25 protein-coding genes are annotated in these 26,416 nt (G+C 60.9%); 20 read left to right on the top strand and 5 right to left on the bottom strand.

Annotation, left to right across the window (positions count from 1 at the left end; translation table 11 throughout):
* Positions 1-17: 17 nt before the first annotated feature.
* Positions 18-710: an energy transducer TonB gene (locus tag ACYQ0G_RS09600; RefSeq protein WP_460101990.1), complete on the bottom strand. Its 693-nt coding sequence runs from the start codon at positions 708-710 to the stop codon at positions 18-20.
* Positions 711-1,154: 444 nt separating this feature from the next.
* On the opposite strand from ACYQ0G_RS09600, the gene ACYQ0G_RS09605 reads away from it, so the two are divergent.
* Entirely contained in the window at positions 1,155-1,895 is a 741-nt protein-coding gene (locus ACYQ0G_RS09605; protein WP_460101992.1) for a hypothetical protein, read from the top strand.
* Positions 1,896-2,056: 161 nt separating this feature from the next.
* Positions 2,057-3,364 (top strand): homoserine dehydrogenase, encoded by a 1,308-nt coding sequence (locus tag ACYQ0G_RS09610; protein WP_460101994.1) that lies wholly within the window; start codon positions 2,057-2,059, stop codon positions 3,362-3,364.
* Here the strand turns inward: ACYQ0G_RS09610 and ACYQ0G_RS09615 are convergent.
* The gene (locus ACYQ0G_RS09615; RefSeq protein ID WP_460101996.1) at positions 3,318-3,932 is read right to left on the bottom strand and encodes a hypothetical protein; all 615 of its coding nucleotides are present in this window, start codon (positions 3,930-3,932) and stop codon (positions 3,318-3,320) included. The genes ACYQ0G_RS09610 and ACYQ0G_RS09615 overlap by 47 nt on opposite strands.
* Before the next feature lie 88 nt (positions 3,933-4,020).
* Here ACYQ0G_RS09615 and glpX point away from each other — a divergent pair, with 88 nt between their 5' ends.
* Both glpX and ACYQ0G_RS09625 read left to right on the top strand, forming a co-directional pair.
* Entirely contained in the window at positions 4,021-4,992 is a 972-nt protein-coding gene (gene glpX / locus ACYQ0G_RS09620; protein ID WP_460101998.1) for a class II fructose-bisphosphatase, read from the top strand.
* A 133-nt stretch (positions 4,993-5,125) separates the two neighbouring features.
* Positions 5,126-6,061: a ribose-phosphate pyrophosphokinase gene (locus tag ACYQ0G_RS09625; protein WP_460102000.1), complete on the top strand. Its 936-nt coding sequence runs from the start codon at positions 5,126-5,128 to the stop codon at positions 6,059-6,061.
* A gap of 28 nt (positions 6,062-6,089) precedes the next feature.
* Here ACYQ0G_RS09625 and ACYQ0G_RS09630 read toward each other — a convergent pair whose 3' ends face one another.
* Positions 6,090-7,055 carry a helix-turn-helix domain-containing protein gene (locus tag ACYQ0G_RS09630; protein ID WP_460102002.1) on the bottom strand — a complete coding sequence of 322 codons (966 nt, stop codon included), beginning with the start codon at positions 7,053-7,055 and terminating at the stop codon, positions 6,090-6,092.
* A 121-nt stretch (positions 7,056-7,176) separates the two neighbouring features.
* On the opposite strand from ACYQ0G_RS09630, the gene ACYQ0G_RS09635 reads away from it, so the two are divergent.
* The 16 genes from ACYQ0G_RS09635 to ACYQ0G_RS09710 all read left to right on the top strand — a co-directional run bounded on the left by ACYQ0G_RS09635 (position 7,177) and on the right by ACYQ0G_RS09710 (position 24,180).
* Positions 7,177-7,956 carry an inositol monophosphatase family protein gene (locus tag ACYQ0G_RS09635; protein WP_460102004.1) on the top strand — a complete coding sequence of 260 codons (780 nt, stop codon included), beginning with the start codon at positions 7,177-7,179 and terminating at the stop codon, positions 7,954-7,956.
* A gap of 62 nt (positions 7,957-8,018) precedes the next feature.
* Positions 8,019-8,783: an SDR family NAD(P)-dependent oxidoreductase gene (locus ACYQ0G_RS09640; protein ID WP_460102006.1), complete on the top strand. Its 765-nt coding sequence runs from the start codon at positions 8,019-8,021 to the stop codon at positions 8,781-8,783.
* Positions 8,784-8,785: 2 nt separating this feature from the next.
* Complete coding sequence (locus tag ACYQ0G_RS09645; RefSeq protein ID WP_460102007.1) at positions 8,786-9,535, top strand: SDR family oxidoreductase; 750 nt, start codon at positions 8,786-8,788, stop codon at positions 9,533-9,535.
* A 120-nt stretch (positions 9,536-9,655) separates the two neighbouring features.
* Positions 9,656-9,859 (top strand): 50S ribosomal protein L35, encoded by a 204-nt coding sequence (gene rpmI / locus ACYQ0G_RS09650; RefSeq protein WP_221426156.1) that lies wholly within the window; start codon positions 9,656-9,658, stop codon positions 9,857-9,859.
* 23 nt (positions 9,860-9,882) lie between these two features.
* Positions 9,883-10,242, top strand: coding sequence for a 50S ribosomal protein L20 (gene rplT / locus ACYQ0G_RS09655; RefSeq protein ID WP_067464943.1), 360 nt, complete (start codon positions 9,883-9,885; stop codon positions 10,240-10,242).
* A gap of 276 nt (positions 10,243-10,518) precedes the next feature.
* The gene (locus ACYQ0G_RS09660; RefSeq protein ID WP_460102010.1) at positions 10,519-11,256 is read left to right on the top strand and encodes a helix-turn-helix domain-containing protein; all 738 of its coding nucleotides are present in this window, start codon (positions 10,519-10,521) and stop codon (positions 11,254-11,256) included.
* A 75-nt stretch (positions 11,257-11,331) separates the two neighbouring features.
* Positions 11,332-12,432 (top strand): phenylalanine--tRNA ligase subunit alpha, encoded by a 1,101-nt coding sequence (pheS, locus tag ACYQ0G_RS09665; RefSeq protein WP_460102012.1) that lies wholly within the window; start codon positions 11,332-11,334, stop codon positions 12,430-12,432.
* Entirely contained in the window at positions 12,429-14,819 is a 2,391-nt protein-coding gene (gene pheT, locus ACYQ0G_RS09670; protein WP_460102013.1) for a phenylalanine--tRNA ligase subunit beta, read from the top strand. The genes pheS and pheT overlap by 4 nt, the downstream gene beginning before the upstream one ends.
* On the top strand, positions 14,816-15,562 hold the full coding sequence (locus ACYQ0G_RS09675) for an SDR family NAD(P)-dependent oxidoreductase (protein WP_460102015.1): 747 nt from the start codon (positions 14,816-14,818) through the stop codon (positions 15,560-15,562). Before pheT ends, ACYQ0G_RS09675 begins: the two co-directional genes overlap by 4 nt.
* An 18-nt stretch (positions 15,563-15,580) precedes the next feature.
* Positions 15,581-17,104 carry a peptide chain release factor 3 gene (locus tag ACYQ0G_RS09680; protein WP_460102017.1) on the top strand — a complete coding sequence of 508 codons (1,524 nt, stop codon included), beginning with the start codon at positions 15,581-15,583 and terminating at the stop codon, positions 17,102-17,104.
* Between the two features lie 37 nt (positions 17,105-17,141).
* Positions 17,142-18,011 (top strand): alpha/beta fold hydrolase, encoded by an 870-nt coding sequence (locus tag ACYQ0G_RS09685; protein WP_460102018.1) that lies wholly within the window; start codon positions 17,142-17,144, stop codon positions 18,009-18,011.
* A gap of 42 nt (positions 18,012-18,053) precedes the next feature.
* Positions 18,054-18,755: an endonuclease/exonuclease/phosphatase family protein gene (locus ACYQ0G_RS09690; protein ID WP_460102020.1), complete on the top strand. Its 702-nt coding sequence runs from the start codon at positions 18,054-18,056 to the stop codon at positions 18,753-18,755.
* A gap of 141 nt (positions 18,756-18,896) precedes the next feature.
* Positions 18,897-19,235 carry a P-II family nitrogen regulator gene (locus tag ACYQ0G_RS09695; protein WP_460102022.1) on the top strand — a complete coding sequence of 113 codons (339 nt, stop codon included), beginning with the start codon at positions 18,897-18,899 and terminating at the stop codon, positions 19,233-19,235.
* A gap of 14 nt (positions 19,236-19,249) precedes the next feature.
* A complete protein-coding gene (locus ACYQ0G_RS09700) occupies positions 19,250-20,578 on the top strand; it encodes an ammonium transporter family protein (protein WP_460102024.1) in 1,329 nt (442 codons plus the stop codon).
* 304 nt (positions 20,579-20,882) lie between these two features.
* Positions 20,883-23,585, top strand: a complete 2,703-nt coding sequence (locus tag ACYQ0G_RS09705; RefSeq protein ID WP_460102025.1) for a TonB-dependent receptor plug domain-containing protein — start codon at positions 20,883-20,885, stop codon at positions 23,583-23,585.
* 70 nt (positions 23,586-23,655) lie between these two features.
* Positions 23,656-24,180 (top strand): GNAT family N-acetyltransferase, encoded by a 525-nt coding sequence (locus ACYQ0G_RS09710; RefSeq protein WP_460102027.1) that lies wholly within the window; start codon positions 23,656-23,658, stop codon positions 24,178-24,180.
* Between the two features lie 63 nt (positions 24,181-24,243).
* On the opposite strand, the gene ACYQ0G_RS09715 is transcribed toward ACYQ0G_RS09710, so the two are convergent.
* The gene (locus tag ACYQ0G_RS09715; protein WP_460102029.1) at positions 24,244-25,830 is read right to left on the bottom strand and encodes a GMC family oxidoreductase; all 1,587 of its coding nucleotides are present in this window, start codon (positions 25,828-25,830) and stop codon (positions 24,244-24,246) included.
* Between the two features lie 141 nt (positions 25,831-25,971).
* On the bottom strand, positions 25,972-26,412 hold the full coding sequence (locus ACYQ0G_RS09720; protein ID WP_460102030.1) for a protein tyrosine phosphatase family protein: 441 nt from the start codon (positions 26,410-26,412) through the stop codon (positions 25,972-25,974).
* Between the last annotated feature and the right edge of the window lie 4 nt (positions 26,413-26,416).

The following is a 26,416-nucleotide window of genomic DNA, read 5'->3' on the forward strand; positions in this document are numbered from 1 at the left end:
TTAAGCTGCCGATGTCCCTAATCGGGCAGCACGTAACGGATCGATTGAGTAGTGGTAGACGAGATCGGGTCCCCGGCTGCGTTGAGAGCCGGATTGTACCGAGCGTAACGCTGCATGCCGCGGCAGGCCGCGTCGTCGAGCGCACTCGAACCCGAGCTGCCGGTAACCGAGCAGGCTTCCACGCGCCCGTTTGATCCGATCGTGATACGCATGGAGACCGTTCCCGACTCTTCGCGACGAAGCGCGCTGGAGGGGTAGTCACCCTGGATTCGTGCAGCCCACCGGTTCAGACCGTCAGGCGATGCGCCACGAGCCTTCGAAGGAGCGGGCGGCGGAGCCGGAGGAGCCGGCGGTGCCGGCGGAGCTGGCGGCGGGATCCGAAGCGTCGGCGGAGCCGGCGGCGGAATCGTCGGAGTTGTCCGGATCGTCGGCGGTGCCGGTGAAATATTCATCGGCGGCGGCGGCGAAACCGGCGGAGGCGGGCTCGTCGGCTCCGGAATATCTTCCGGCGGCGGCGGCGGTTCGTCTTCCGGCTCTGGCGGTGGTGGGGGTTCTTCCACGTCGATCGTTGTTACGCGCTCAACCACATTCTTCACCGCATCAATAGCGAGACCTGTGATGAGCAAGTAACCGAGGGCAATGTGGATAATGGCAACGATGATGATCGCGACGACGCGATTCCCACTCATCTGTTGGTCAGCATAAGCCATTCGGTTGCATCACTCCATCGTGTCCGCCCGATCTGCATCGGGCCATTCTTCGACGCCGTGGGGGTGGACACCAGCCCGTATCCCCGACGCCGCATTCCGTGTAACACCTTCGCGATCCCGTTCTAGGTACGATGGCGTATGGCTGAGCTTGTTCCCGATAACGTCGCAAAAGGCAACGTTCCGGCAATATTGTATCATTAGCACAGTCCTGCCGCACCCCTTAGCGTTGCAGGACATGTGGAGCAAACGCTTTATCGGTTAAGCGCCGATTCACGGCCTTGTGTGAAGGGAACGGATAATTACTTCGATTGGTTTGCAAGATTGTGTCACCGACAGGAATTTTCGGAAGGTCTGCTTTTGTATTCGTTCAATAAACCTTTGCTGGGTGCAGTTGCTTTTCTAGCGCTTGCCACTCCGGGATTCGCTCAGGACACCGGATCGACCATGCTTACGTATGCAGACGTCGTCGATCTGGCGGACGGTTCGCCGCTCGTGGTTCGCGCCAGGATTACGGACCAGGTCGCGCTGAAGCCCGAGCGTGCGCCCGGGCTTGCGCCCAATCACGTCCGGCTGTTCATCGAGGCAGAGACGGTTGCCCTGCTTTCGGGCAACGTGCCGCTCGGCAAGGAACTGACCTATCTGGTCGATGTCCCGCTCACGCAGAAGGGCAAGGTTCCCAAGCTGAAGAAGCAAGAGGTCCTGCTTTTCGCGCGCAGCGTCCCGGGCAAGCCAGGTTCCCTTCAGCTGACGGGGCCGAACGCGCAACAGCCCTATACTCCGGAGCTGGAGGCGCGCCTGAGGCCTGTTCTGGCATCGCTCGTCGCCGCGGATGCACCGCCCCGGATCACCCGCATTGCAGACGCTCTCGCTGTCGAAGGTGCGCTGACGGGCGAATCGGAAACCCAGCTTTTCCTCGACACGGAGAATAACGAGCCGGTTTCTATTACGGTCGTCCGACGCCCCAATCAGCAGCCGCGCTGGGGTGTTTCCTGGACCGAGATCGTCGACCAGTCCGCACGTCCGCCGCAGAAAAATACCGTCGAATGGTACCGACTGGCCTGCAGCCTGCCGGCAGCCCTTCCCGGCGAAGCGAACCTGTCGCGTGACACGCGGGCAAGGGAAATTGCCAGTCGCGACTATGCGTTCGTCATCCAGCAGTTGGGGGCGTGCGAACGCTCGCTTTGAATGCGCAGCTTAGGCGGGCCGAAGACAAACTGGTTCACGAATGGCGGGGCCATGCGCTAGGCCCCCGGCCATGATATGCTTTCGTGATGACATTGATCCGCCCGCCCTCCTGCTGAACCAGCGGGGCGAAGCCCTTGGCTCTTATATACAGGGTGCCGATCATGGCTGATGCGCTGAGAATCGCAATTGCCGGGCTCGGCACAGTTGGCGCGGGCGTGATCCGCCTGATCGAAACCAATAGCGACATGATCGCGGCGCGTGCCGGGCGGCCGATCGAGATCGTTGCCGTTTCCGCGCGTGAACGCGGCAAGGATCGCGGTGTGGACCTGTCGCCCTATGCCTGGGTCGACGATATGCAGGCCATGGCGCAGCGGCAGGATGTCGATGTGGTGGTGGAACTGGTCGGCGGGTCCGATGGTCCGGCGCTGACACTGGCTCGTTCGGCTTTCGATGCTGGCAAGGGGCTGGTCACTGCGAATAAGGCAATGGTCGCCCACCATGGGCTGGAGCTGGCCGAAGCGGCGGCGATCCACAATGCGCCCTTCGCTTTCGAAGCGGCGGTTGCGGGCGGTATTCCCGTGCTCAAGGGCCTGCGCGAGGGGACCGCTGCCAATGCGCTGACGCGGATTTACGGCATCCTCAACGGCACCTGCAATTACGTCCTGTCCGAGATGGAGCAGACCGGCGCGGATTTCGACGAGATGCTCTCCGCCGCGCAGGATAAGGGCTATGCCGAAGCCGATCCGGCCTTCGATATCGAGGGTGTGGATGCGGCGCACAAGCTGGCGATCCTGGCCGCCATCGGCTTCGGCACGACGATCGATTTCCCCAATGTGAAGACCGAAGGCATCACGCAGGTCCGGGCCAGCGATATCCAGCAGGCCGATACGCTGGGCTATGTCATCCGGCTGGTCGGGATCGCGGCGCTGGTGGGCGAGGGCGAGGATTGCCGCCTGCTCCAGCGTGTGCGGCCGTGCCTGGTGCCGTTCCGCCATCCGCTGGCGGCAGTGACGGGGCCGACCAATGCGGTGGTGGCCGAAGGCGACTTTTCCGGGCGGCTTCTTTTCCAAGGGGCAGGCGCGGGCGACAAGCCGACGGCCAGCGCCGTGGTGGCCGACCTTATCGACATTGCGCGGGGGCAGAGCGGGGCGCCGTTCTCCGTGCCGACGACCAGCCTCGTCCAGTGCGCGCCGGCAGATCCCGGCACGCGCATAGGGCGCGACTATATCCGCTTTACCGTGGCTGACCGGCCGGGGGTGCTGGCCGAAATTACCGCCGCCATGCGCGATGCCGATGTCTCGATCGAGAGCCTGATCCAGCGCGGGCGCGACAAGGATGGCGGCGATGTGCAGGTGGCGATGGTCACGCATGAGGGGCCCGAGCGCTGCGTGAGCAAGGCGCTCGACCTGCTCGACGGATCGCCTAGCCTGACGGCGCGTCCTCTGGTGATGCCGATCCTGAGCGACTGACCCCGTCCGCCTCGAGCGGCGGCGGCAGGCCAAGCACCTCGGCATTGTCCTGCTGCCCCTGCTCCGGAGCGGGCGGCGGCGTGACCGTGCCAGTACTGTTGCCGCGCGGCGCAAGCCCGCGCCCGATCCGGTCCGCATCCGATCCCGGCGGCGTCTCGGGCAATTTGCTGAAGTCGATCAGATAGGCTGGCGGGGGCACTTTCCCCATGCGCATGCATCCGGGAGGCCACCCTTGATCTTGGCAGTCGGAAATGAAATCGGGGGCCTTCGGGTCCTTTTTGAACGCCGTCTCTTCCGCATGGCGCCGCTCGGCGGTTTCCTTGTCATAGAGGCGATTCTCATCGCCGGTCCGCTTGCGGCAGACGATAATCTCTCCGGTGATGATCGCGGCGTCCTGATCCTCTTCGCAATCTTCATAGGTCCCGGCTTCGGGTGTCGTATCGACCCGGATGTCGATTTTTCCCGGCGGCCGCCCGGTCTGCGCGGGCGGCAACGTCTGGGCGATTATCGGCTGCGCACCAATGACGAACAGGGGAAAGCCCAGTGCCCAAAGCCCCAGTCTCGACATTCCACCCCTCTCTGGCTATCCGCCGCGCATACGATTTCACGAAACCCAATCCGCCCATCGCACCTCCGGCCAAAGGAATGAACTCCTGATGAACTCGCCTTCTTCGAACCCGCTCGACCGTGTTCTCGTGCTCGAAATGGTCCGCGTGACCGAAGCTGCCGCAGTGGCGGCGTCGAAGCTTATCGGGCGGGGCGACGAGAAGGCCGCCGATGCCGCCGCCGTGGAAGCCATGCGCGAGGCGTTCGACACGCTTTACATGGATGGCACCGTGGTCATCGGCGAGGGCGAGCGTGACGAGGCCCCGATGCTGTTCATTGGCGAAAAGGTGGGCGGCGCGCCGGGCAAGGGTCCGAAGATCGACATCGCGCTGGACCCGCTGGAAGGTACCACCATCACCGCCAAGGCAGGGCCGAATTCGCTGGCCGTGCTGGCAGCAGCGGCAGAAGGCTGCCTGCTCAACGCGCCCGACGTTTATATGGACAAGATTGCGGTCGGCCCCGGCTATCCCGACGGGATCATCAGTCTGGCCAAGACGCCCAGCGAGAATGTGACGGCCGTGGCCGAGGCCAAGGGCGTGAAGCCGTCCGACATCATCGTCTGCGTGCTCGATCGTCCCCGGCATTCGGACCTGATCGCCGAACTGCGCGGGCTGGGCTGCGGCGTGGTGCTGATCGGCGATGGCGATGTGGCGGGCGTGATCGCGGTGACCGATGAAGACACCACGATCGACATGTATATGGGGCAGGGCGGCGCCCCCGAAGGCGTGCTGGCCGCAGCAGCGCTGCGCTGCGTCGGCGGCCAGTTCAACGGCCGGCTCGTCTTCCGCAACGATGACGAAAAGGCCCGCGCGCGCAAATGGGGGATCGAGGATCTCGACCGTATCTACACGCGCGACGATCTGGTGCGCGGCGACTGCATCTTCGCCGCCACCGGCGTGACCAGCGGCAGCCTGCTCGAAGGCGTGAAATATCGCCGCGGCGGCACGATGACGACCGAAAGCGTGGTGATGCGCGCATCCAGCGGCACCGTGCGCTGGATCAAGGGCGAACACCGCGTCTGAGCCGGTCGGGGGCGCGCCGCCTGCCTGCTTGCCGGGCGGCCTATCCCCCAACCGCACGCCTGCCAATTGTTGCGTTTTGGGGTCAGCGCTCTAGTGCGGGCCGACCGCAGCAAATGCCCAAGGATTCGTCCCAATGAAGATCATGGCCGCCAATTCGAACCTGCCGCTTGCCCGCGCGATTGCAGGTTATCTCGAAATGCCTCTCGTCGATGCCCAGGTGCGGCGTTTTGCCGACGAGGAAATCTTCGTCGAAATCCACGAGAACGTGCGCGGCGAGGATGTGTTCGTCGTCCAGTCGACCAGCTTCCCGGCCAATGACAATCTGATGGAACTGCTGATCTGCATCGATGCGCTGAAGCGCGCATCGGCCCGCCGCATCACCGCAGTGGTTCCCTATTTCGGTTACGCCCGGCAGGACCGCAAGCCCGGCCCGCGTACGCCGATCTCGGCCAAGCTGGTGGCGAACCTGATCACCGAAGCCGGTGCCGACCGCGTGCTGGCGGTCGATCTGCACGCCGGCCAGATCCAGGGCTTCTTCGACATCCCGACCGACAACCTCTTTGCTGCGCCGGTCATGGCGGCGGACATCCAGGCGCGGTACGGCGATCAGGATCTGATGGTCGTCAGCCCCGACGTGGGCGGCGTGGTGCGTGCCCGCGCGCTGGCCAAGCGGCTCGACAATGCGCCGCTCGCCATCGTCGACAAGCGCCGCGATCGTCCGGGCGAAAGCGAAGTGATGAACATCATCGGCGAAGTATCCGGCCGCCACTGCATCCTGATCGACGATATCGTCGATTCGGGCGGCACGCTGTGCAACGCCGCGCAGGCCCTGCTCGATCAGGGCGCAGCTTCGGTCGCGGCTTATATCACGCATGGCGTCCTGTCGGGCGGTGCTGTTGCCCGCGTCGATGGTTCCTCGCTGAAAGAACTGGTCATCACCGATTCGATCCGGCCCACCGATGCCGTCCGCGATTCGGCCAAGGTCCGCATTCTGCCGATCGCCCCGCTGATCGGCGAAGCGGTACGCCGTATTGCCGATGAAAGCTCGGTAAGCTCGCTCTTCGATTAAGCTGGCATGGAGACGGGGACCGGACCGCTCAGCGCGGTTCGGCCTCCGGGTCCCGCCACGGGCGCGGTTCATCGCAGCCCAGCCGCTCCAGCATTTCCAGTCGCCGCGACTGGCGGATTTCCAGATTGATCCGCAGCAGCGGGTTGGGGCCTTTCTTCAGCTTGCCCGGCGTCGTGCCGAAAAACTGATGCATCTCACGCGTGAGGTGCGACTGATCGAAATAGCGCAGGTGCATTTCGGCCTCTTCATCCTCCATGGCGATGTTGAGCAGCGCCGCTGCCATGTCGAGCGCCCGCGCGCGCCGCATGGCAAAGCGCGGTGAAACGCCGAATTCACGCCCGATCACCCGCTCCAGCGTGCGCCGCGTAATGCGATGGGCATCGGCGAAATCATCGAGCGAGGCCCCCGGATCGGTCAGGCACAAAGTCTCGAAATCCTCCACGATGGAGGGCGGGCGCGATGGATCGGCCTTCGCGATCTCGGTGGCGATATGGTCTTCCACGCTGCCGATCCAGACCGTAGCATCGTCGTCAGGGGCAAGATCGGGGACCGGCGCGTGTTCGCCGATGGCGCTGTCGAGCAGCATTACCTCGTCGGTCACACTGCCCGGATCGGGCAGGCCCAAATCCCCCATTCCGCCGGGCGCTAAATTGATAGAGACCACCTTGAAGCTGCCGTAGGCGCTCAGCTCCATCTTCTTCGTGAAGGGTCCGAAATACAGCGCCAGACCATCTGATCCGGGCTCGAACGTCTTCAGCCCGCTGGCCGTGGCGGCTGTCCACGTGGCTCCGTAGATCACCCGGATCACGGGAAATTCGGTGAATGCCCCGCAGGATATGCTCTGGCCTTCGGGCAGGGTAACGGCAGTTACCCCAAGCCGTGCGATCCAGGGCTGGAGACATTCCTTGGGCGCGCGATTGTGCGAGAGGGGCATGCCCTCCGGTGTCGAACCCGTGGCCGACACTATGCCTGATGGCATCCCCAGCGCCGTCATATCGACAGCCCTCTTGCCCCTGTTGCACCCATAATCATTTGCGCCCCTTCAGTGCGACCCGAAGGGAGTTGGCATTTCCTTCACACCTTGACCAAAGCGCCCGACCTGTCAAATGCGCCTTATGGCTACCCCTTCTGATCTAGAACTCGCAAACCGCCTCGCCGATGCCGCCGGAGAGGCGATCCGCCCCCTGTTCCGGGGCGAATGGAGCGAGGAGCAGAAGGCCGACCGCAGCTTCGTGACCGAAGCGGACAAGGCGGCAGAAGCCGCGATGCGCACCATCCTCGAGGCAGAGCGGTCCGATGACGGCATCATCGGCGAAGAATACGGCACGCGGAACGAAGGCGCGCGCCGCCAGTGGGTGCTCGACCCGATCGACGGCACTACCAGCTTCATTGCCGGGCGCCCGATCTTCGGCACGCTGATCGGCCTGCTGCAGGATGGCTTTCCCGTGCTCGGCATTATCGACCAGCCGATTACCCGCGAACGCTGGGCCGGGCGGATGAGCGAAGGCACTACCTTCAACGGCAAGCCGGTGCGGACCGCGCCCTGCCGCGAACTGTCCGATGCCGTGCTGGGCACCACCTCGCCGCATCATTTTTCCGATCACGAGGCCGATCATTTCATGGGGCTGGCCAAGGCCGTGGCAGAGCGGAAGATGATCTATGGCGGCGATTGCTACAATTATGGCCTCGTCGCCAGCGGCCATGTCGATATCGTCTGCGAAGCGGGCCTCAAGCTGCATGATTTCGCGGCGCTGGCCCCGATCGTGGAAGGCGCGGGCGGCCTGATGTGCGACTGGGCGGGCGAACCGCTCCATGCCGAAAGCGATGGCACGGTGCTGGCCATCGGCGATCCGGCACGGCTGGAAGACGTGCTGGAGGCCATGGGCCAATCCTGACCCGGCACTCCTGATCCAGCAGGGGCTTTCCGCCCTTTTTCCAGTTTACGCGTTAGGAAGGCATGACGCAGGATACCACTCTCTTGATCACTGGCGCGGGCAACGGGATTGGCCGCGCGACCCTGATGCATTTTGCCGGCAAGGGCTGGAAGGTGATCGGCCTCGACAAGGATGCCGAAGCGCTGGCCGAATTGCGCGATGCCCTGCCGCGCGAAAAGGCGCTGTTGCTGACCTGCGATGTCGGGAAGGAAGGCGAGGTGGCAAAAGCGTTCGAGCGGATTGCCGAGTGGCTCGGCGGCCAGCCGCTCCACTGCCTCGTCAACAATTCGGGCATTGCCGATCCCTATTGCGGGCCGCTGGAAGATGTGGCGCTTGCCGATTGGCAGGCGTGGATCGATGCCAGCCTGACGGCGACCTTCCTCGTCAGCCGCGCCGCCCTGCCGCATTTGCGCCGGGCCGAGAGCGCCAGCATCGCCAACATCTCCTCCACTCGCGCGGTGATGAGCGAGCCTGAAAGCTTCGCCTACGCGGCGGCCAAGGGCGGGATCGATGCGCTGACCCATTCGATGGCGGTGACGCTGGGCCCGAAAATCCGCGTCAATGCGATCCGGCCGGGCTGGATCGAAACCGGGCCATGGCAGAAAAGCGCTGCCCGCTCTCACCCGGAGCATCGCGACAAGGATCGGGACCAGCATCCGGTGGGCCGGATCGGGACGCCCGAAGATATTGCCGGGGCGGTCGATTATCTGCACGGCGCTGGCTTCGTGACCGGCCAGCATCTCAATGTGGATGGCGGGATGACGGTCAAGATGATCTACGAACATTGACCATGGCAGGCGGCAGATCACTCGATGGGCGGATCGCGCTGGTCACCGGCGCGGCGCGGGGCCTGGGTTTCGCGATTGCGCAGCGGCTGGCTGGCGATGGCGCCGAAGTCTGGCTGGGCGGACGGGATGCGGCGGCGCTCGATGAGGCGTGCCACGCGATCGGGGGCAAGGTCCGGCCGCTCGCCTTTGATCTGGCCGATCAGGCACCGATCAAGAGGGCGTTCGGGGCCTTTTCCGGAACAGGGCTCGACATTCTCGTGAACAATGTCGGCGAGCGGGACCGGCGTTCCTTCGAGGAAATCGAGCGGGAGGACATGCGGCGCCTGCTCGAAATCAATCTCGTCGCCCCCTTCGATCTGGCCCGCCGCGCCGCGCCGCTGATGCGCTCGCGCGGCTATGGCCGCATCATCAACATCACCTCGATCGCCTCCCTGATCGCGCGCGGGGATGCCTCCTATACCGCCAGCAAATCCGCGCTCGACGGCCTCACACGCGCCCTCGCGGCGGAGCTTGGGCCGGATGGAATCACGGTCAATTCGGTCGCCCCAGGCTTCGTCCTGACGGAGCGGAACGAGGAATGGTTCACCTGCACATCCGAGGTCGCCGATCACCTTGAGCGCCGCACCTCGCTCGGCCGCTGGGCGAGGCCGGAAGAAATCGCCGGCCCAGTCGCCTTCCTCGCCTCCCCCGATTCTTCTTATATCACCGGCCATACTCTGGTCGTCGACGGCGGCTACGTAACCCACTTCTGACTTGCATTTGCGCGGAGAAGCGCTATTTCGCGCGCCTTCACCGACACGTGATTCTCAGCCGGCCTGGCGACAAGGGCTGCCAGGGCTGGTTCGTACGTGTCTCTGACAAAGGAGATAAAAATGCCCAAGCTGAAGACCAAGAGCGGTGTGAAGAAGCGCTTCAAGCTCACCGCAACCGGCAAGGTCAAGCATGGTGTCGCCGGCAAGCGCCACCGTCTGTCCAGCCACAATGCGAAGTATATCCGCCAGAACCGCGGCACGACTGTCCTGTCCGAAGCGGACTGGAAAGCAGTGAAAAAGTGGGCGCCGTACGGCCTCGACTGATCGCGAACTAAGGAGAATCTGATATGCCTCGCATTAAACGCGGCGTTACCACACGCCAGAAGCACAAGCGGCTCCTAGACCAGGCCAAGGGCTATCGCGGTCGTCGCAAGAATACCATCCGCGTCGCACGCCAGGCCGTCGAAAAGGCCGGCCAGTACGCTTATCGCGACCGCAAGGTTAAGAAGCGGAACTTCCGCGCCCTGTGGATCCAGCGCATCAACGCGGCTGTCCGCGCAGAAGGCCTGACCTATTCGCAGTTCATGCACGGCACCAAGCTGGCCGGCATCGAACTGGACCGGAAAGTAATGGCCGATCTCGCCATGAACGAAGGCGCAGCATTCAAGGCCATCATCGAACAGGCCAAGAAGGCGCTTCCCGCCTAATTAAAATTTCGATGAAAAATCAAGGAGCGGGCGTTTTCCAGACGGAAAGCGCCCGCTTTTTTGTAATATCAGCTAGTACGAATATGAAAGTTACTCTATAATAGTCAAGTGAGAGAGGTTGCGACTAAGGGGCTGTCTGGGACAGTAAATGTGCGTTTTTTTGCGCTGCCCGATGATCTCGTTCACTGTTTTAGCACTATTTACAGGGTCACTGTTCAGCCATTGCCGGGCCATATGGTGTCCGATTGCTTGCTGCCGGAATGGGGAAACCTGCGAATGGTTGTCAAAAACCCCCCTACATTTACTGTTTCAAGTGGCGGTGAAGTAACCAGCCATTTTGCCGCGACTGGCCCGCGTTCGCATCCGGTGAATTTCGAGGTCGGGCCATGCACCTTATGGGGCATCGGATTGCTGCCGGTCGGCTGGGCCCGATATGTCCAGGCGCAGGCGAAGGATTGCGCCGACCGAGTATTCGACGGAATGAAGCCCAGCCCGTTTTTCGGTTTCGCCCCCCTGTGCGAAGAACTGTGTGCTTCGAAGGCGAGCGAAGAAGAGGACTTCGAGCGGATCGTCGAGTTCGCGCGCGCGCTTGCCCCTCCGCCGCGCGACGAGGGGCGGATAATGGCCATCCATTCGGCGATGGCCGATCCCTATCTTATCGAAGTTCCCGAGCTTGCCGATCGGGTCAGTATGACGGTTCGCACTCTGGAGCGGATGTGTGCCCGCTATTTCGGCTTTCCGCCGCGCCTGATGCTCAGGCGTCAGCGCCTGATCCGCAGTTTGACGGCGTTTCTAGCAAGCGGGGCGCAGAACTGGTCCAAGACCATGGACGCGCATTATCACGATCAGGCCCACTTCGTGCGTGAATTTCGCAGTTTCATGGGCATGAATCCCACCCAATATGCCGAGATGGACCACCCGATCCTCGATGCTTTCGTCGCGGAGCGGAAGAGGATCTGGGGCTTGCCCGCGCCTGCCTCCGCCGAGCAGGTCGAACCAACCGACGCAGGATGATCCGACAGAGCGGGCTTTAGCTATCGGCGCAATGCCGCTAGGGGCTGGCCGCAAGAGTGATTTTCCGAGAGTTAGATGACCGACTTCCTCACATTGCAGACCGATGCGCTCGCACGCATTGCCGAAACCCAGGACGCCGAAGGGCTGGAAGCCATCCGGATCGAATTTCTGGGCAAGCAGGGTTCGATTTCCGCCCTGATGAAAACGCTCGGCAAGATGAGCCCGGACGAGCGGCAGGAGCAGGCGCCCAAAATCCAGGGTGCTCGCACCGCCGTCGCCGACGCCATCGCCGACCGCAAGGCCCGGTTCGAAGCGGAGGAGCTGGAGCGGAAACTATCGTCCGAAAAGCTTGATCTTACACTGCCTGCGCCGCAGGCCCCGCTGGGTAGCGTGCACCCGGTCAGCCAGGTGATGGACGAGTTGACGGAAATCTTCGCCGATCTTGGCTTCTCGGTCGCCACTGGTCCGGAAATCGAGGACGACTGGCACAATTTTACCGCGCTCAACATGGCCGAAACGCACCCCGCGCGCGCCATGCACGATACGTTCTATTTTCCCGACCGCGATGCGGACGGAAATCGGATGCTCCTACGGACGCACACCAGTCCGGTACAAATCCGCTCGCTGGTAGAACAGGGCGCGCCTATCCGCATCATCGCTCCCGGCCGCGTCTACCGCAGCGACAGTGACGCGACGCACACACCCATGTTCCATCAGGTCGAAGGGCTCGTCATCGACAGGGACATCCATCTCGGCCACCTTAAATGGACGCTCGAAACCTTCCTCAAAGCCTTCTTCGAGCGAGACGATATCGTGCTCCGCCTGCGTCCTTCCTACTTCCCCTTCACCGAACCTTCGGTCGAGGTCGATGTCGGTTGGCAGGATGTGAAAGGCCGCAAGGTTCTCGGCGGGGACGGCGATGCACCGGGCCACGGCTGGATGGAATTGCTTGGGTCAGGCATGGTCAATCGCCGGGTAATCGAATTCGCCGGGCTCGATCCGGACGAATGGCAGGGTTTTGCATGGGGTCTCGGCGTCGATCGTCTCGCCATGCTCAAATACGGGATGGATGATTTGCGCGCCTTCTTCGACGGCGACCAGCGCTGGCTGGACCATTACGGCTTCTCGCCCTTCGACCAGCCTACGCTTTCAGCAGGTGTGGGAGCAGGCGCATGAAGTTTTCGCTCGAATGGTTGAAATACTTTCTCGAAACGGACGCCAGCGTCACAGACATCGCGGCCGCGCTGAACAGGATCGGCCACGAAGTCGAAGGCATCGAGGATCCGGCCGAAAAGCTGACCGGCTTCCGCGTCGCAAAGGTGTTGACTGCTGAGCCGCATCCCGATGCCGACAAGCTGCAGGTCCTCACGGTCGATACCGGTGAAGGCAATCCGCTACAGGTGGTTTGCGGGGCGCCCAATGCGCGGGCTGGAATGAAGGGCGTGCTTGGCCTTCCCGGCGCCGTTGTCCCGGCGAACGGCATGGAACTGCGCAAGAGCGCGATCCGCGGTGTCGAAAGCAATGGCATGATGTGCTCGGTGCGCGAGCTCGAACTGGGTGACGAGCATGACGGCATCATCGAATTGCCCGATGATGCGCCAGTCGGCATGGGCATGGCAGAATATCACGATGCCTCGCCCGTTTTCGACGTGGCCATCACTCCCAACCGCCCCGATTGCATGGGCGTGCAGGGGATCGCGCGCGATCTCGCTGCGGCTGGGTTAGGCTCGCTCAAACCGGTCGAAACATCCCAAATTGCTGGAGCAGGTTCGTGCCCGGTCGAAATCCGCACTGACGATCCTGAAGGCTGCCCGGCATTCTATGGCCGTGTCATTCGCGGCGTCGACAATACCGGTTCGAGCCCCGAATGGATGCAGCGCCGCCTGCTTGCGGCAGGCCAGCGGATCATTTCGCCGCTGGTGGATGCGACCAATTATTTGATGCTCGCATTCGGGCGTCCAGCCCACGTCTATGATCTCGCCAAGTTGTCGGGTGCGATCGTGGCGCGCCGCGCAAAGGATGGCGAAACGGTCGAAGCGCTCAACGAGAAAACCTACACGCTCGACGATACGATGACCGTTATCGCCGACGACACGGGCGTGCATGATATCGCCGGCATCATGGGCGGCGAGCATTCAGGCGCGACTGAAGAAACCACCGAGGTGCTGCTAGAAATCGCCTATTTCGATCCTGAACGGATCGGCGTGACGGGCCGCAAGCTTGGCCTCGCTTCAGACGCACGTACGCGGTTCGAACGCGGCGTAGATCCGATGTTTCTCGATGACGGCCTTGCGATCCTCACTAGTCTGATCCTGAAGACGTGTGGTGGCGAACCGACCGAAGTTGTTCGCGCAGGAACGCCGCCAACCAAAGCCAAACAGGTAAAGTTCGATCCGGATTTGACTGAGCGCCTGGGCGGAGTGTCCGTCCCCCACGAACAGCAGCGCGGAATCCTTACCGCGCTCGACTTCGAGGTTGATGACGCCTGGACGGTTACCTGTCCGCCACGCCGCCATGATATTGAAGGCTCTGCAGATCTCGTCGAGGAAGTGGTTCGCATCCACGGCATCGACAATGTCGAGAGCGTGGCGCTGCCGCGTCGCCCCGGTGTCGCATTGCCGACCGCGACGCCGCTGCAGCAGTTGGAGCGCAAGCTGCGCCGTGCAGCTGCTGCACGCGGCTTGAACGAGGCGATTACCTGGTCCTTCCTCCCTACGGACGAAGCCGACCATTTCGCAGACGGCGCCGAGCTGTGGGTGCTGGACAACCCGATCAGCGAAGACATGAAGGCGATGCGCCCCTCGCTCATTCCCGGTTTGCTTGCGGCTGCGAAACGTAATGCCGACCGTGGTGCGGAAGGTGCGCGGCTGTTCGAGATCGGCCGTCGCTATTTCCGCGGCAAAGATGGTGCGAGCGACGAAAAACCGACGCTGGGCGTAGTGCTATCGGGCGAGAAGACCCAGCGTGGTTGGAATAGCGGCAAGGCCCAACGTTTCGACGCCTATGACGCCAAAGCTGAGGCTATGGCGCTGCTGGAAGCCGCTGGCGCTCCAACCGGCAATCTGATGGTGATGGGCGAGGCTGGCGACCAGTTTCACCCCGGCCAGTCAGCCACCTTGCGCCTCGGTCCCAAGAACGTGCTCGCCCGGTTCGGTGCTTTGCATCCCAACACGCTAAAGGCTTTCGACATCGATGGCCCGGTGATGGCGCTCGAGATATTCCTCGATGCGATCCCGGCGAAGAAAGGTGGCGGCTTTGCTCGTTCGGCATATGCACCACCAGCACTGCAGGCGATCACGCGCGACTTCGCCTTCCTCGTCCCTGCCGATCTTGCCGCAGGCGACCTTGTAAAGGCGGTCCGCGGTGCAGAAAAGAAGGCGATCGTGGACGCGCGCGTCTTCGACGTCTTCGCCGGACAGGGCGTGCCCGAAGGCAAGAAATCCGTCGCGGTCGAGGTCGTGATGCAGCCGGGCGACAAGAGCTTCACCGACGAAGAGATCAAGGCGATCTCGGACAAGGTCGTTGCCAATGCCGCCAAGCAGGGCGCGGAGCTTCGCGGATGAAGACCGCACTTGTAACCGGAGCCACTGCAGGCATTGGCAAGGCAACTGTTCGCACGCTCGTGGCGAGCGGATGGCGCTGTGTAGCAACCGGACGCCGCAAGGAGCGCCTCGACGCGCTGGTCGAGGAACTGGGTGCGGACAAGGTCCACGCGGCGGCATTTGATGTCACTGATGAAGCGGCGCGCGACGCTGTGCTTGACGCTTTGCCCGAACTCTTCGCCGGGATCGACTTGTTGGTAAACAATGCCGGCCTGGCGCTCGGTACTTCGCCTGCGCAGGACAGCGATCTTGCCGACTGGAAGACCATGATCGAGACCAACGTCACCGCGCTGGTTTCGTTGACGCACAAGCTCCTTCCAACGCTGATCGAGCGCAAAGGCGGCATCGTGAACCTTTCATCGGTTGCGGCGAATTATCCCTACACGGGCGGCAATGTGTATGGCGGGACGAAGGCATTCGTTCGCCAGTTCACTTTGGGTCTAAGAAGCGATCTCCACGGAACCGGCGTGCGCGTTTGCTCGATCGAGCCGGGTATGGTGGAGACCGAATTCACCATGGTCCGCACCGGTGGCAACAAAGAGGCGCACGATAAGCTTTACGGCGGCGCGCAGCCGATGACGGCAGAAGATATCGCCGAAACCATTCGCTGGGTGGCTGAACTGCCCCCGCATCTCAATATCAACACGCTAGAACTGATGCCCGTTAGCCAAAGCTATGCCGGCTTTCAGGTCGCGCGCGACTGACCCGAAATACCTTTCTCCATGACTTCCGACCGCCGCACCTTCGCCATCATCTCGCACCCCGACGCGGGTAAGACCACGCTGACCGAAAAGCTGCTGCTCACCGGCGGTGCGATCCATCTTGCGGGCGAGGTCAAGGCGCGCGGGCAGGCCCGCCGGGCGCGTTCGGACTGGATGAAGATCGAGCAGCAGCGCGGTATCTCGGTAACCAGCTCGGTAATGACATTCGAGCGTGACGGGATCACTTTCAACCTGCTCGACACGCCCGGGCACGAGGATTTCTCCGAAGACACTTATCGCACGCTCACCGCAGTCGACAGCGCCATCATGGTGATCGACGCGGCCAAGGGTATCGAGCCTCAAACGCGTAAGCTGTTCGAAGTCTGCCGCCTGCGCAGCGTACCGATCATCACCTTCGTAAACAAGGTCGACCGCGAGGGACGGCCGGTCTTCGAACTGCTCGACGAGATTGCGGACATGCTTGCACTGGATGTCAGCCCGCAAATGTATCCGGTCGGCATGGGCGGGGAATTCCAGGGCATTCTGGACTTTGCGTCGGGCGAAGTGGTGGTGCCCGAAGGTCCGTCGAAGGAATTCAAGGGTAAGCGGGTTGCAGACTTCGAGCTTCCCGAGGCTATCGCCGAGAATACCGAACTGGCGCAAATCGGCTATCCCGAATTCGACCTCGAAGCTTATCGCAACGGCGATCTGACACCGGTCTATTTCGGTTCAGCGCTCAAGAACTTCGGCGTCGTCGAGCTGATCGAGGCGATTGCCAAATATGCACCGCCGCCGCGTCCTCAGCCTGCGGGCGAGGAACAAATCTCGCCCGACCGCGACGAGGTTACCGGCTTCATCTTCAAGGTGCAGGCCAATATGGACCCCAATCATCGCGACCGCATTGCCTTCATGCGTCAGGTGTCGGGCACGTTCAAACGGGGCATGAAACTGACCCCTTCGGGTCTGGGTAAGCCTGTCGCTATCCATTCGCCGATCCTCTTCTTCGCGCAAGACCGGGAAGTCGCCGATACGGCCGAACCCGGCGATATCATCGGCATTCCCAACCATGGTACGCTCCGCGTGGGTGACACATTGTCGGAAAAGAACCAGGTCCGCTTCACCGGCCTGCCCAATTTCGCCCCGGAAATCCTCCGCCGCGTGCAGCTTGCCGATCCCACGAAGACCAAGCAATTGCGCAAGGCACTGGATGACCTTTCGGAAGAAGGCGTGATCCAGGTTTTCTACCCCGAAATTGGCGGGCAATGGATTATCGGCGTCGTTGGCCAGTTGCAGCTGGAAGTCCTGATCAGCCGGCTGGAAGCTGAATACAAAGTCCAGGCGCGGCTGGAAGCCTCCCCCTTCTCGACAGCTCGCTGGTTGAGGGGGGACTCCAAGGCAGTCGACGAATTCGAGAAATTCAATCGCGCGAACCTGGCGAAGGATAGGGACGGAGATCTCGTATTCATGGCGAAGAGCCCATGGGACGTGAATTATCAGGAAGAAAAAAATCCCGATCTCACCTTCTCTGCAACCAAGGAACGGTGATCTTGAATCAAGTGTGGCGCCGTTGCAAAGCACAGGCATGACGCTGACCGGCCCCACATCGCAAACCTTCATCTCGCAACGCCTTCGCCTCAACTATCTGGACTGGGGCAATCGCGGTAAGCCGCCGCTAATTCTTGTTCATGGTGGCCGCGATCATGCGCGCAGCTGGGACTGGGTAGCGGAGCAACTGCGGGACGACTGGCATGTTGTGGCGATGGACCACCGCGGCCACGGGGACTCAGACTGGGTTTCCGATGGGAACTATCAGGTAACCGACATGGTCTACGATCTGGCTCAGCTGGTTCACCAGCTTGGTGTCGGCCCTGTTACGATCGTGAGCCACTCCATGGGCGGAAATGTCTCGCTGCGCTATGCCGGGACAATGCCCGATATGGTCACAAAGATCGTGGCGATCGAAGGTCTGGGTCCAAGCCCGAAACGGCAGGCCGAAATGCGGGAAAAAAGCTACCCGGAACGCATGGCCCAATGGATTGGCAAGAAACGCGCTGCTTCCGGTCGGACGCCTCGCAAATATGATAGCATCGAGTCCGCCTTTGCCCGCATGATCGAAGAAAACAGCTATCTGACCGAGGAACAGGCGCGCCATCTGACGATCCACGGCATAAACCGAAACGAAGATGGCACTTACAGCTGGAAGTTCGATCCGCATCTCAACGTCTGGCAAGTAGAAGACGTCGCGGATGAATTTCTTCACCAGACCTGGTCCGCGATTTCCGCCCCCACTCTGCTGCTTTATGGCGCGGATAGCTGGGCTTCGAACCCTGAAGGCGATGGCAGGCTCGACCATTTTTCGAACGCGGAAGTCATCGAGTTCGAGAATGCGGGCCATTGGCTGCACCATGACCAATTCGATCGCTTCATGAAAACTATTCGGGATTTTCTTTGAAGTTACCGGCACCAGACAGTCGCCAAGAGCATTGAGACTTCCGTGCGCCTGACTTTTGCCAGCTATAACATCCACAAGGCCGTGGGGCTGGATCGCAAGCGCGATCCGGAGCGGATACTATCCGTCCTGCACGAGATCGACGCGGACGTCATAGCGCTTCAGGAAGCCGATCGACGCATTGGCGCACGCGAATCCTGTATCCCCCGTTCCGAGATCGACGACAGTCCATGGCGCCTTGTCGAAGTGGCCAAGCGGCCAAGAAGCATCGGCTGGCATGGCAACGCCCTGCTCGTTCGCCGCAAGTTCGAAGTGCATGATGCAGAAGCTCTCGACTTGCCGACCCTGGAGCCTCGGGGTGCTGCATGCGGAGAGTTGACAGTCGAAGGTCAGCGCATCCGGATTATCGGAACCCATCTTGACCTTTCCGGCCTGCGCCGACGCGATCAAATCCGGACTCTGGTTCGTTACGTGGAAAGTTGCGAGCGAGGCCTGCCGACGGTCATCATGGGCGATTTCAACCAATGGGGCCGTGCGACAGGCGCCATGCGTGAATTTACGGAATACTGGAATGTAGTCACGCCCGGCCGAACTTATCCTTCGCGACAGCCGGTCGCTACGCTCGACCGGATTGTGGCCACGCGCCATTGGTCCTGCGACGGACATCGGGTGCACCGAACTGGCCTATCGACGCTCGCATCGGATCACCTACCGATTTCCGCCACACTTGAGTTGATTAAAAAGTAATCATCCGCCCGAGATTTGGGCAGTGTTTATTCCAAAATGGAGGCTAAAGGCGTAATTTTGCGCCCTAAGCCGTTTGGCATGCCTTTTGCTCATCTCTGAAAGCCGGTGTTTGGACCGGTTAGTGTATGAGGGGGCGAGGGCGTGAAATTCATCATCGCAGTCATCAAGCCATTCAAACTGGACGAGGTGCGGGAAGCCCTCGGAAGTATTGGTGTGGCTGGAATGACAGTTACCGAGGTCAAGGGGTTTGGCCGTCAGAAGGGACAGACCGAAATCTATCGCGGCGCTGAATATTCGACGAACATGCTGCCCAAGGTAAAGCTTGAGATCGCAGTCGCCGACGAACTCGCCGCGCAGGCCGTCGAAACAATTCAGCAGACTGCAAGCACCGAAGCCATCGGCGACGGCAAGATCTTCGTCTTCGACCTAGCCAGCGCCACCCGCATTCGCACCGGCGAAACCGGCGAAACCGCGCTCTAAGGGGGACCTCTAACATGAAACGCTCGCTTTATCGCATCGCTCCCCTGGCGCTCGCCGGGCTTGGACTTGCTGAACCTGCCTTGGCTCAGGAAGCTGCAACGCCCGCCGCAGAAGCTGTTGGCGGCGGCACTGCATATATCTTCAATACGCTTCTCTTCCTTATCGGCGGCTTTCTCGTCATGTGGATGGCGGCTGGCTTCGCCATGCTGGAAGCCGGCCTGGTCCGCTCCAAGAATGTTTCGGTACAATGTCTGAAAAACATTGGCCTCTATGCCATTGCAGGCCTGATGTTCTGGGTGATCGGTTATTCGATCGCGTACCCCGGTTTCGAAGGCGGCTATTTCGGCATCGCCAATTTCCCCTACACCATGCAGGGAGTGGGAGAAGCGGATACCGGCACGGGATATTCAGTCGCATCTGACTGGTTCTTCCAGATGGTATTTTGCGCCACTACTGCTTCTATCGTTTCAGGCACCGTGGCCGAACGCGTGAAACTCGTTCCCTTCTTCGTATTTGTCACGATCCTCACCGGCTTCATCTATCCGGTAATCGTAAGCTGGGAATGGGGTGCCGGCTGGCTCGATGCGATGGGCTTCTCGGACTTTGCCGGCTCCACTCTCGTTCACTCGACCGGCGGCTGGGCTGCGCTCATGGGCGCCCTGATCATCGGCCCGCGTCTCGGCCGTTATGCCAAAGACGGCAAGATGGCTGTATTCCCGGGTTCCAGCATTCCTCTGGCCACTCTCGGGACCTTCATTCTCTGGCTCGGCTGGTTCGGCTTCAACGGCGCTTCGCAGCTGGCAATGGGCACGGTGGGCGATGTTTCGGACGTGTCGAAGATTTTCGTGAATACCAACATGGCCGCATGCGCAGGTGTGGTGGTCGCGATCATCTTTACGCAGCTTCGTTATGGCAAGGCAGACACCACCATGGCACTCAACGGTGCTTTGGCTGGCCTGGTCGCTATCACAGCTGAACCGCTGACGCCGAATGTCGGCATGGCCATCATCATCGGCGGTATCGGCGGTGCGCTTCCGGTCATCTTCGTCCCCATCCTCGACAAGCTCAAGGTTGACGACGTGGTCGGTGCTATTCCGGTTCACCTTATGGCCGGCATCTGGGGCACGCTCGCGGTTCCGCTTACTAATACGGAAGTCCCCTTTGTGGCCCAGATTACAGGTGTGGTCGCGACCGGCGTCTTCGTCAGCATCGTCTCGGCTGCGGTGTGGTTTGCACTGAAAGCCACCATCGGCCTTCGTCCTAGCGAAGCGGAAGAAATGGCCGGCCTCGATCTAGGGGAGACCGGGATCGAAGCCTATCCGGAATTCACACGTACGACCTGATTACCAGTTTGGCGGGGCCGCCACCTCTCTCTCCAGCTAAAGGCGGCCCCGCCTACACATGTTCCTCCTGCGAACACCGACTACCGACGGGCCGGGATCTGAAGATCTCGGCCCCTTTTTTATAAATATTTGAAATATAAGTGAATTGTAGACTCTTTCGGAAGAGTATAAGCATCGAATCACATGCCGTTACTTGTGTTTTGGTATGTTCATCAGGGAGGAAATGATGATGGTTCGATCCAGGAATACAAAAATACTTTATCGAGCAGCTCTTTTATCTGGGGTAGCCGGCTTGGGGGCCAATGTGCCCGCTCTGGCGCAGGACTCAGAAACGCGGATTGAAACGGATGCGGAGGCCGTTGCCGCCGCTGACTCGCAAGCCATTATCGTCACCGGAACCCGACAAACCAACCGGTCCGCTGCCGATACCGTTGCGCCCGTGGATGTGGTCAGCTCGGAAGAACTGAACAATTCTGCAAACAGCGACATTGGCAATGTGCTGCGCGTTACAGTGCCGTCGTTCAACGTGGGCACGCAGCCAATTTCCGACGCCGCTACTTTGGTAAGACCAGCCAACTTGCGGGGCCTGTCGCCTGACAACACACTTGTCCTTGTAAACGGTAAGCGCATGCACCGCGCCGCCGTCATCGCCTTCCTTGGTGGCGGAATTTCAGATGGCTCGCAGGGTCCGGATATCTCGGTCATTCCGGCAATCGCGATCAAGCAGCTGGAGGTCCTGCGCGATGGAGCGTCTTCGCAATATGGTTCGGATGCCATCGCAGGCGTTCTGAATTTCATCCTGAAAGATGCTCCCGATGGCGGGACCATCTCGGCTCAGTGGGGAGAAACTTACGAGGGGGACGGCGACCAATATACGATTGGTGCCAATATCGGCCTCAGACTTGGAACCGGCGGTTTCATCAATTTGTCCGGGGAATATGGCGAATCCGAGGCCACATCGCGCTCGGTTCAGCGCGACGATGCGGCTGCACTTATCGCGGCGGGTAATACGGCCGTCGCCGACCCGGCGCAGATTTGGGGGCAGCCCAACGTCAACGACGACACCAAATTCTATGCCAATATGGGTTATGAATTCAGCCCGGCCGTCAGCTTTTATGCTTTCGGTAACTATGCAGAACGCAATGTCGACGGCGGCTTCTATTTCCGCAATCCAACCAATCGCGGTGGTGTATTCGCAGGGCCGACAGTCGACCCGGCGACAGGCCAGCCTTTGGCGGAAGAAGATGGCGGCGTGCCCTCCGTGCTGGTCGGAGATCTCTCGATCGACACTGCAGGCGACTGTCCTGCCGGCATTCCGCTGACCGCGGGAGGAGGTCTCATCCCCGATCCGACGATCCTTGGGCAAGTACAGGCTGATGACAATTGCTTCAGCTTCGTGGAGATTTTCCCAGGCGGATTCACTCCGCGTTTCGGCGGTGACGTAGAGGATTATTCGGTAGCTGCCGGCTTCCGTGGCCAGCTGTTCGGTGGCCTGGATTACGACCTCAGCTATCGCCACGGGCGCAACAAGACATCCTTCCAGATACGCAATACGGTCAACGCTTCGCTTGGGCCCAACACCCCCACCACATTCAATCCCGGTGGCTATGCGCAGACGGAAAACGTCGTAAATTTCGATCTCGGCTATGAAGTTCCGCTAGGCGAAGGCAGCGTATATGTTGCGGCCGGTGCGGAATACCGTGACGAGGAATTCACGATTACTGCTGGCGATCCGGAGTCCTTCCAGCTCGGTCCGCTGGCGCAGCCCACCGCAGCTTATCCCATCGGCCAGGGCTTTTCGACCAGCTCCAATGGGTTCCCCGGTTTCGCGACCAATGCGGCCGGTTCGAGCAAGGAAGACAATAAGGCGGCCTATATCGACATTGAGGCCGATCTCATCGATGCTCTGACCCTCCAGGGTGCTGTCCGCTATGAAGATACCAAGAGCTTCGGCGATACGGTAACCTGGAAGCTGGGTGGGCTATACAAGCTGACCGATGCGCTTCGCTTGCGCGGCACCTATTCGACCGGCTTCCATGTACCCACGGCCGGCCAGGCGAATGTCATCAATGTGACGACGCAGTTCTCCGGGGGGATGCTGCAGGACGAGGGTACTTTCCCGCTCAACAGCCCTCCCGGTCTCATCGCCGCGGATTATGTGGAGAATAGTCTGGGTCTCGACCGTCCGACGCTCGGGCCCGAAAAGGCAGACAGCTTCACACTTGGCGTAGCAGGTGATTTCGGTGATTTCTCCGTCACTCTCGATTACTTCAACATCAAGCTCAAGAACCGCATTTCGCGTTCCTCCACGATCAATTTCCCTGCGGCGCTGTGCTATGTTGCGGAACGGGATGGTGTGGGAACAGCCTGTCCGACGGATTACAATGCGGCTGACGCGGACCTCCCGTCTCCTGCCGAATTGCTGACACAGCTGGATGCGGCGGGATCCCTGAACCGCGCGGATTTCACCGGGTTCGAGGATCTTGTTGCCTTCACCTATTTCAACAATGACTTCGATACACGCACGCAAGGTCTCGATTTCGTGGCGAATGCACGCCTCTATCCGATCGAGGGAGGTACCACGCGGGCAACTCTTGCTATCAACTACACCGATACGTCGGTGACCGACGTCGGGGAGACTATCTCGGATACGCGGGTACGCCAGTTGGAAGAAGGTCTGCCGAAATGGAAAGGCTTCCTCAACCTGACGCATGAGCAGGGCCGTCTCCGAGGACTTTTACGCGCCAACTATTTCGGCAGCTATTACGAAGCCTATCTGGAGGACTCGACCTTGCCGATCGACGCAGGCGCTGAAGTCACCTTCGATGCTGAACTAGGGTACGAAGTTATAGACGGCCTCGAAATTGCGGCAGGTGCACAGAACCTGTTCGACAATTATCCCGATCTCAATCCCTATTCGGGCGTTGCAGGGGGCAAGTATGGCGAACGTTCGCCATTCGGCTTCAACGGCGGCAGCTATTACCTGCGCGCGCGCTTTCAGTGGTAACAGCAAAGCCATTTTGCTGAAGGAGGGGGGCGGCCGTAACGGTCGCCCCTTTCTTTGCGAAAGGATCGCAATGCTGACTATCCGGCTGGCCCGGCATGACGACGAGAGTGCTATCGCTGAGCTTATGGCGCAGGCTATCGAGCAGTTGCAGCGAGGCTATCTGAAGCCCGAACAGATCGAAGCATCCAAGGGGGGAATGGGTCTCGATGCGATGCTGATCGCAGACGGCACCTATTTCGTGGTGGAAGCAGGCGGAGCGCTGGCTGGCTGTGGTGGCTGGTCGCGCCGCGCGACCCTTTATGGAGGCAATCATTCTGCTGGCAGAAATCCGCGGCTTCTGGACCCGTCGAGCGAGCGTGCCCGGATCCGCGCGATGTACACTCATCCCGATCATGTGCGCAAAGGAGTGGGCAGGTTGATACTCGAGACCTCCGAGAGCGCTGCTCGTGCGGAAGGGTTCACGGAACTGGAAATGGCCGCCACCATGGCAGGCAAGCCCTTCTACTTACGTTGTGGCTACGAAGTCGAAAGCGAATGGGAGGATACCAACGGTCCCATAGCTTTCCCCCTCGCCACCATGACCAAGCAACTCTAGCCTCAGCGCACTGACCTACGGTATCACGACCCTTCCGAGCAAAGGAAGGATCCGACCTCCAGCCTAGCGGCCAAGCGCTTCATTCACGAATTGTGCGCAGCGTTCGCCGATCATGATGCTCGGCGCGTTGGTGTTGCCAGACACGATCCGCGGCATGATGCTGGCATCCGCGATCCAGAGGTTTTCAACTCCCCGCAGCCGCAATTTCGGATCGACGACATCGTCGTCACCCGGTCCCATTCGGCAAGTGCCTACTGGATGGTAGACGGTATCGGCGCGATTGCGAATTATTTCGTCGAGTTGCGCATCGTCGTTCAGATCGACCGGATGGCGGTCGCGTGGGTCGAACGCCTGGAGGGCAGGGGAGCCAGCGATGCGATGCGACATCCTCACACCTTCACGCAGGGTGGCAATATCGCGATCGTCAGCAAGGAAGTTGGGATCGATAATTGGCCCGTCTTCTGCGTTTCTGCTTGCGAGCCGCACCTTCCCCCGGCTTTCCGGCCGCAACACGCAGGCGTGAAGCGAAAAACCATACCCCTTTACTTTAGTTCGGCCATGATCTTCCAGCACGGCCGGAACGAAATGCCACTGGATATCGGGGGCAGGAGCATCACGCATCACCTTCCAGAACCCGCCAGCTTCGGCATAGGGAGTGGTCATAATGCCAGTGCGTTTGCGCCGATGTTCGATTAGCGCCTTCGCCATACGCAGCTTCCCTGCGAATGTGCTGCCGATGAGCTGAGTATTCTCAGACTGCCAGCTGGAAACATAATCGATATGGTCTTGGAGGTCTGATCCGACGGCCGGCTTGTCGATCCTCACCTGGATACCGTTTTCTCGCAGATGGACTCCGGGGCCGATGCCCGAAAGCATGAGAATCTGTGGTGAATTGAAGGTGCCAGCGGAAAGGACCACTCCGCCCCGGGCGCTCACAGTGCGGGTCCGTTTCCCCACGGAATAGGTGACCCCGGTAACGCGTCCGTCCTCGATCACCAGTTTCTGTACGGTCACGCCAATGCGGATATCAAGGTTTCTCGAACCTCTCAGCGGTTCGACATAGGCGCGCGACGACGACCAGCGCTCGCCGTCCTTTTGCGTGACCTGAAAAACGCCGAAGCCTTCCTGCCGCGCCCCATTGAAATCGTCGTTACGCGGCAGCTGCAACTGTGCCGCCGCTTCGACGAAGGCAAGGCTTGCAGGGTTGGCGTAGTGCTGGTCGCTCACCCAAAGGGGGCCAGCGGCACCGTGATATTCGCTTTCGCCGCGGGTGTTGTGTTCCGCCTGCTTGAAGTGGGGAAGGACGTCATCATAGGCCCAGCCGGTGCAACCGAGCGCCGCCCAATTATCATAATCCCAGCGATTACCGCGGATGTATACCATCGCATTGATAGCGGAACTGCCACCCAAACCCTTGCCGCGCGGCTGATAACCGGTGCGCCCGTTCAGGCCCATCTGAGGCACGGTTTCGTACATGTAGTTGGCCCCGGGGTTCGGCACTGCAAATAGCCCGGGGGTGGTCACGCGTAATCCGGTATTTCGGCCCCCTGCCTCCAGAAGACACACAGTCTTGCCGGATTCGGCCAGTCTCCCGGCAACTGCGCTACCACCACTTCCGCCACCGATGACGACAACGTCGAATTCGCCCATTTTCTCTCTCCCGAGTCGGGAGGTTAGGCAGAGGCGGTGTTGCCTGCAATCGGGTTTTCAACTGCAACCGGTTTTTAGCGTCATGAATTTACAGCCGAGGCGCTGCTTGCGGCGCCCGACGGCAATACATGGTTCTGTACTTTATCCGTCAGATTGGCGGCTCAGCAGGTCCATGGTTGGCCTGATACCGGAAAGATCGTAACCCGCTGCTGCGGCATCTTCCGACAGTTGGTCGACTTGCGCACCGGATTTGGCATTCGCGAGTGCCCAGAGGATCGTCGAGCGGGTGCCGGAGCGGCAGTAGGCCAACACGGTTCCTTCCGCAGAGTCCAAAGCAGTCTGCATCTCTTCGATCTGCGGCAGGCTGAAACCGGCCGAACTGACCGGGATGGCACGATAGGCGATGCCGTTTGCATGGGCGGCCGCTTCGATTTCTGCACCGTCAGGCTGATCCGCCGCCTCGCCATCGGGGCGGTTGTTGATGATCAGAGTGACCCCGGCTTCCTTCGCCCGTGCGACGTCCTCCGCCACGATCTGAGGCGATGCCAGCATTCCTTCGCGCAGCAGCTTGAATTCGGTCACTGTC

The sequence above is a fragment of the Qipengyuania triglochinis genome, assembly GCF_054655615.1.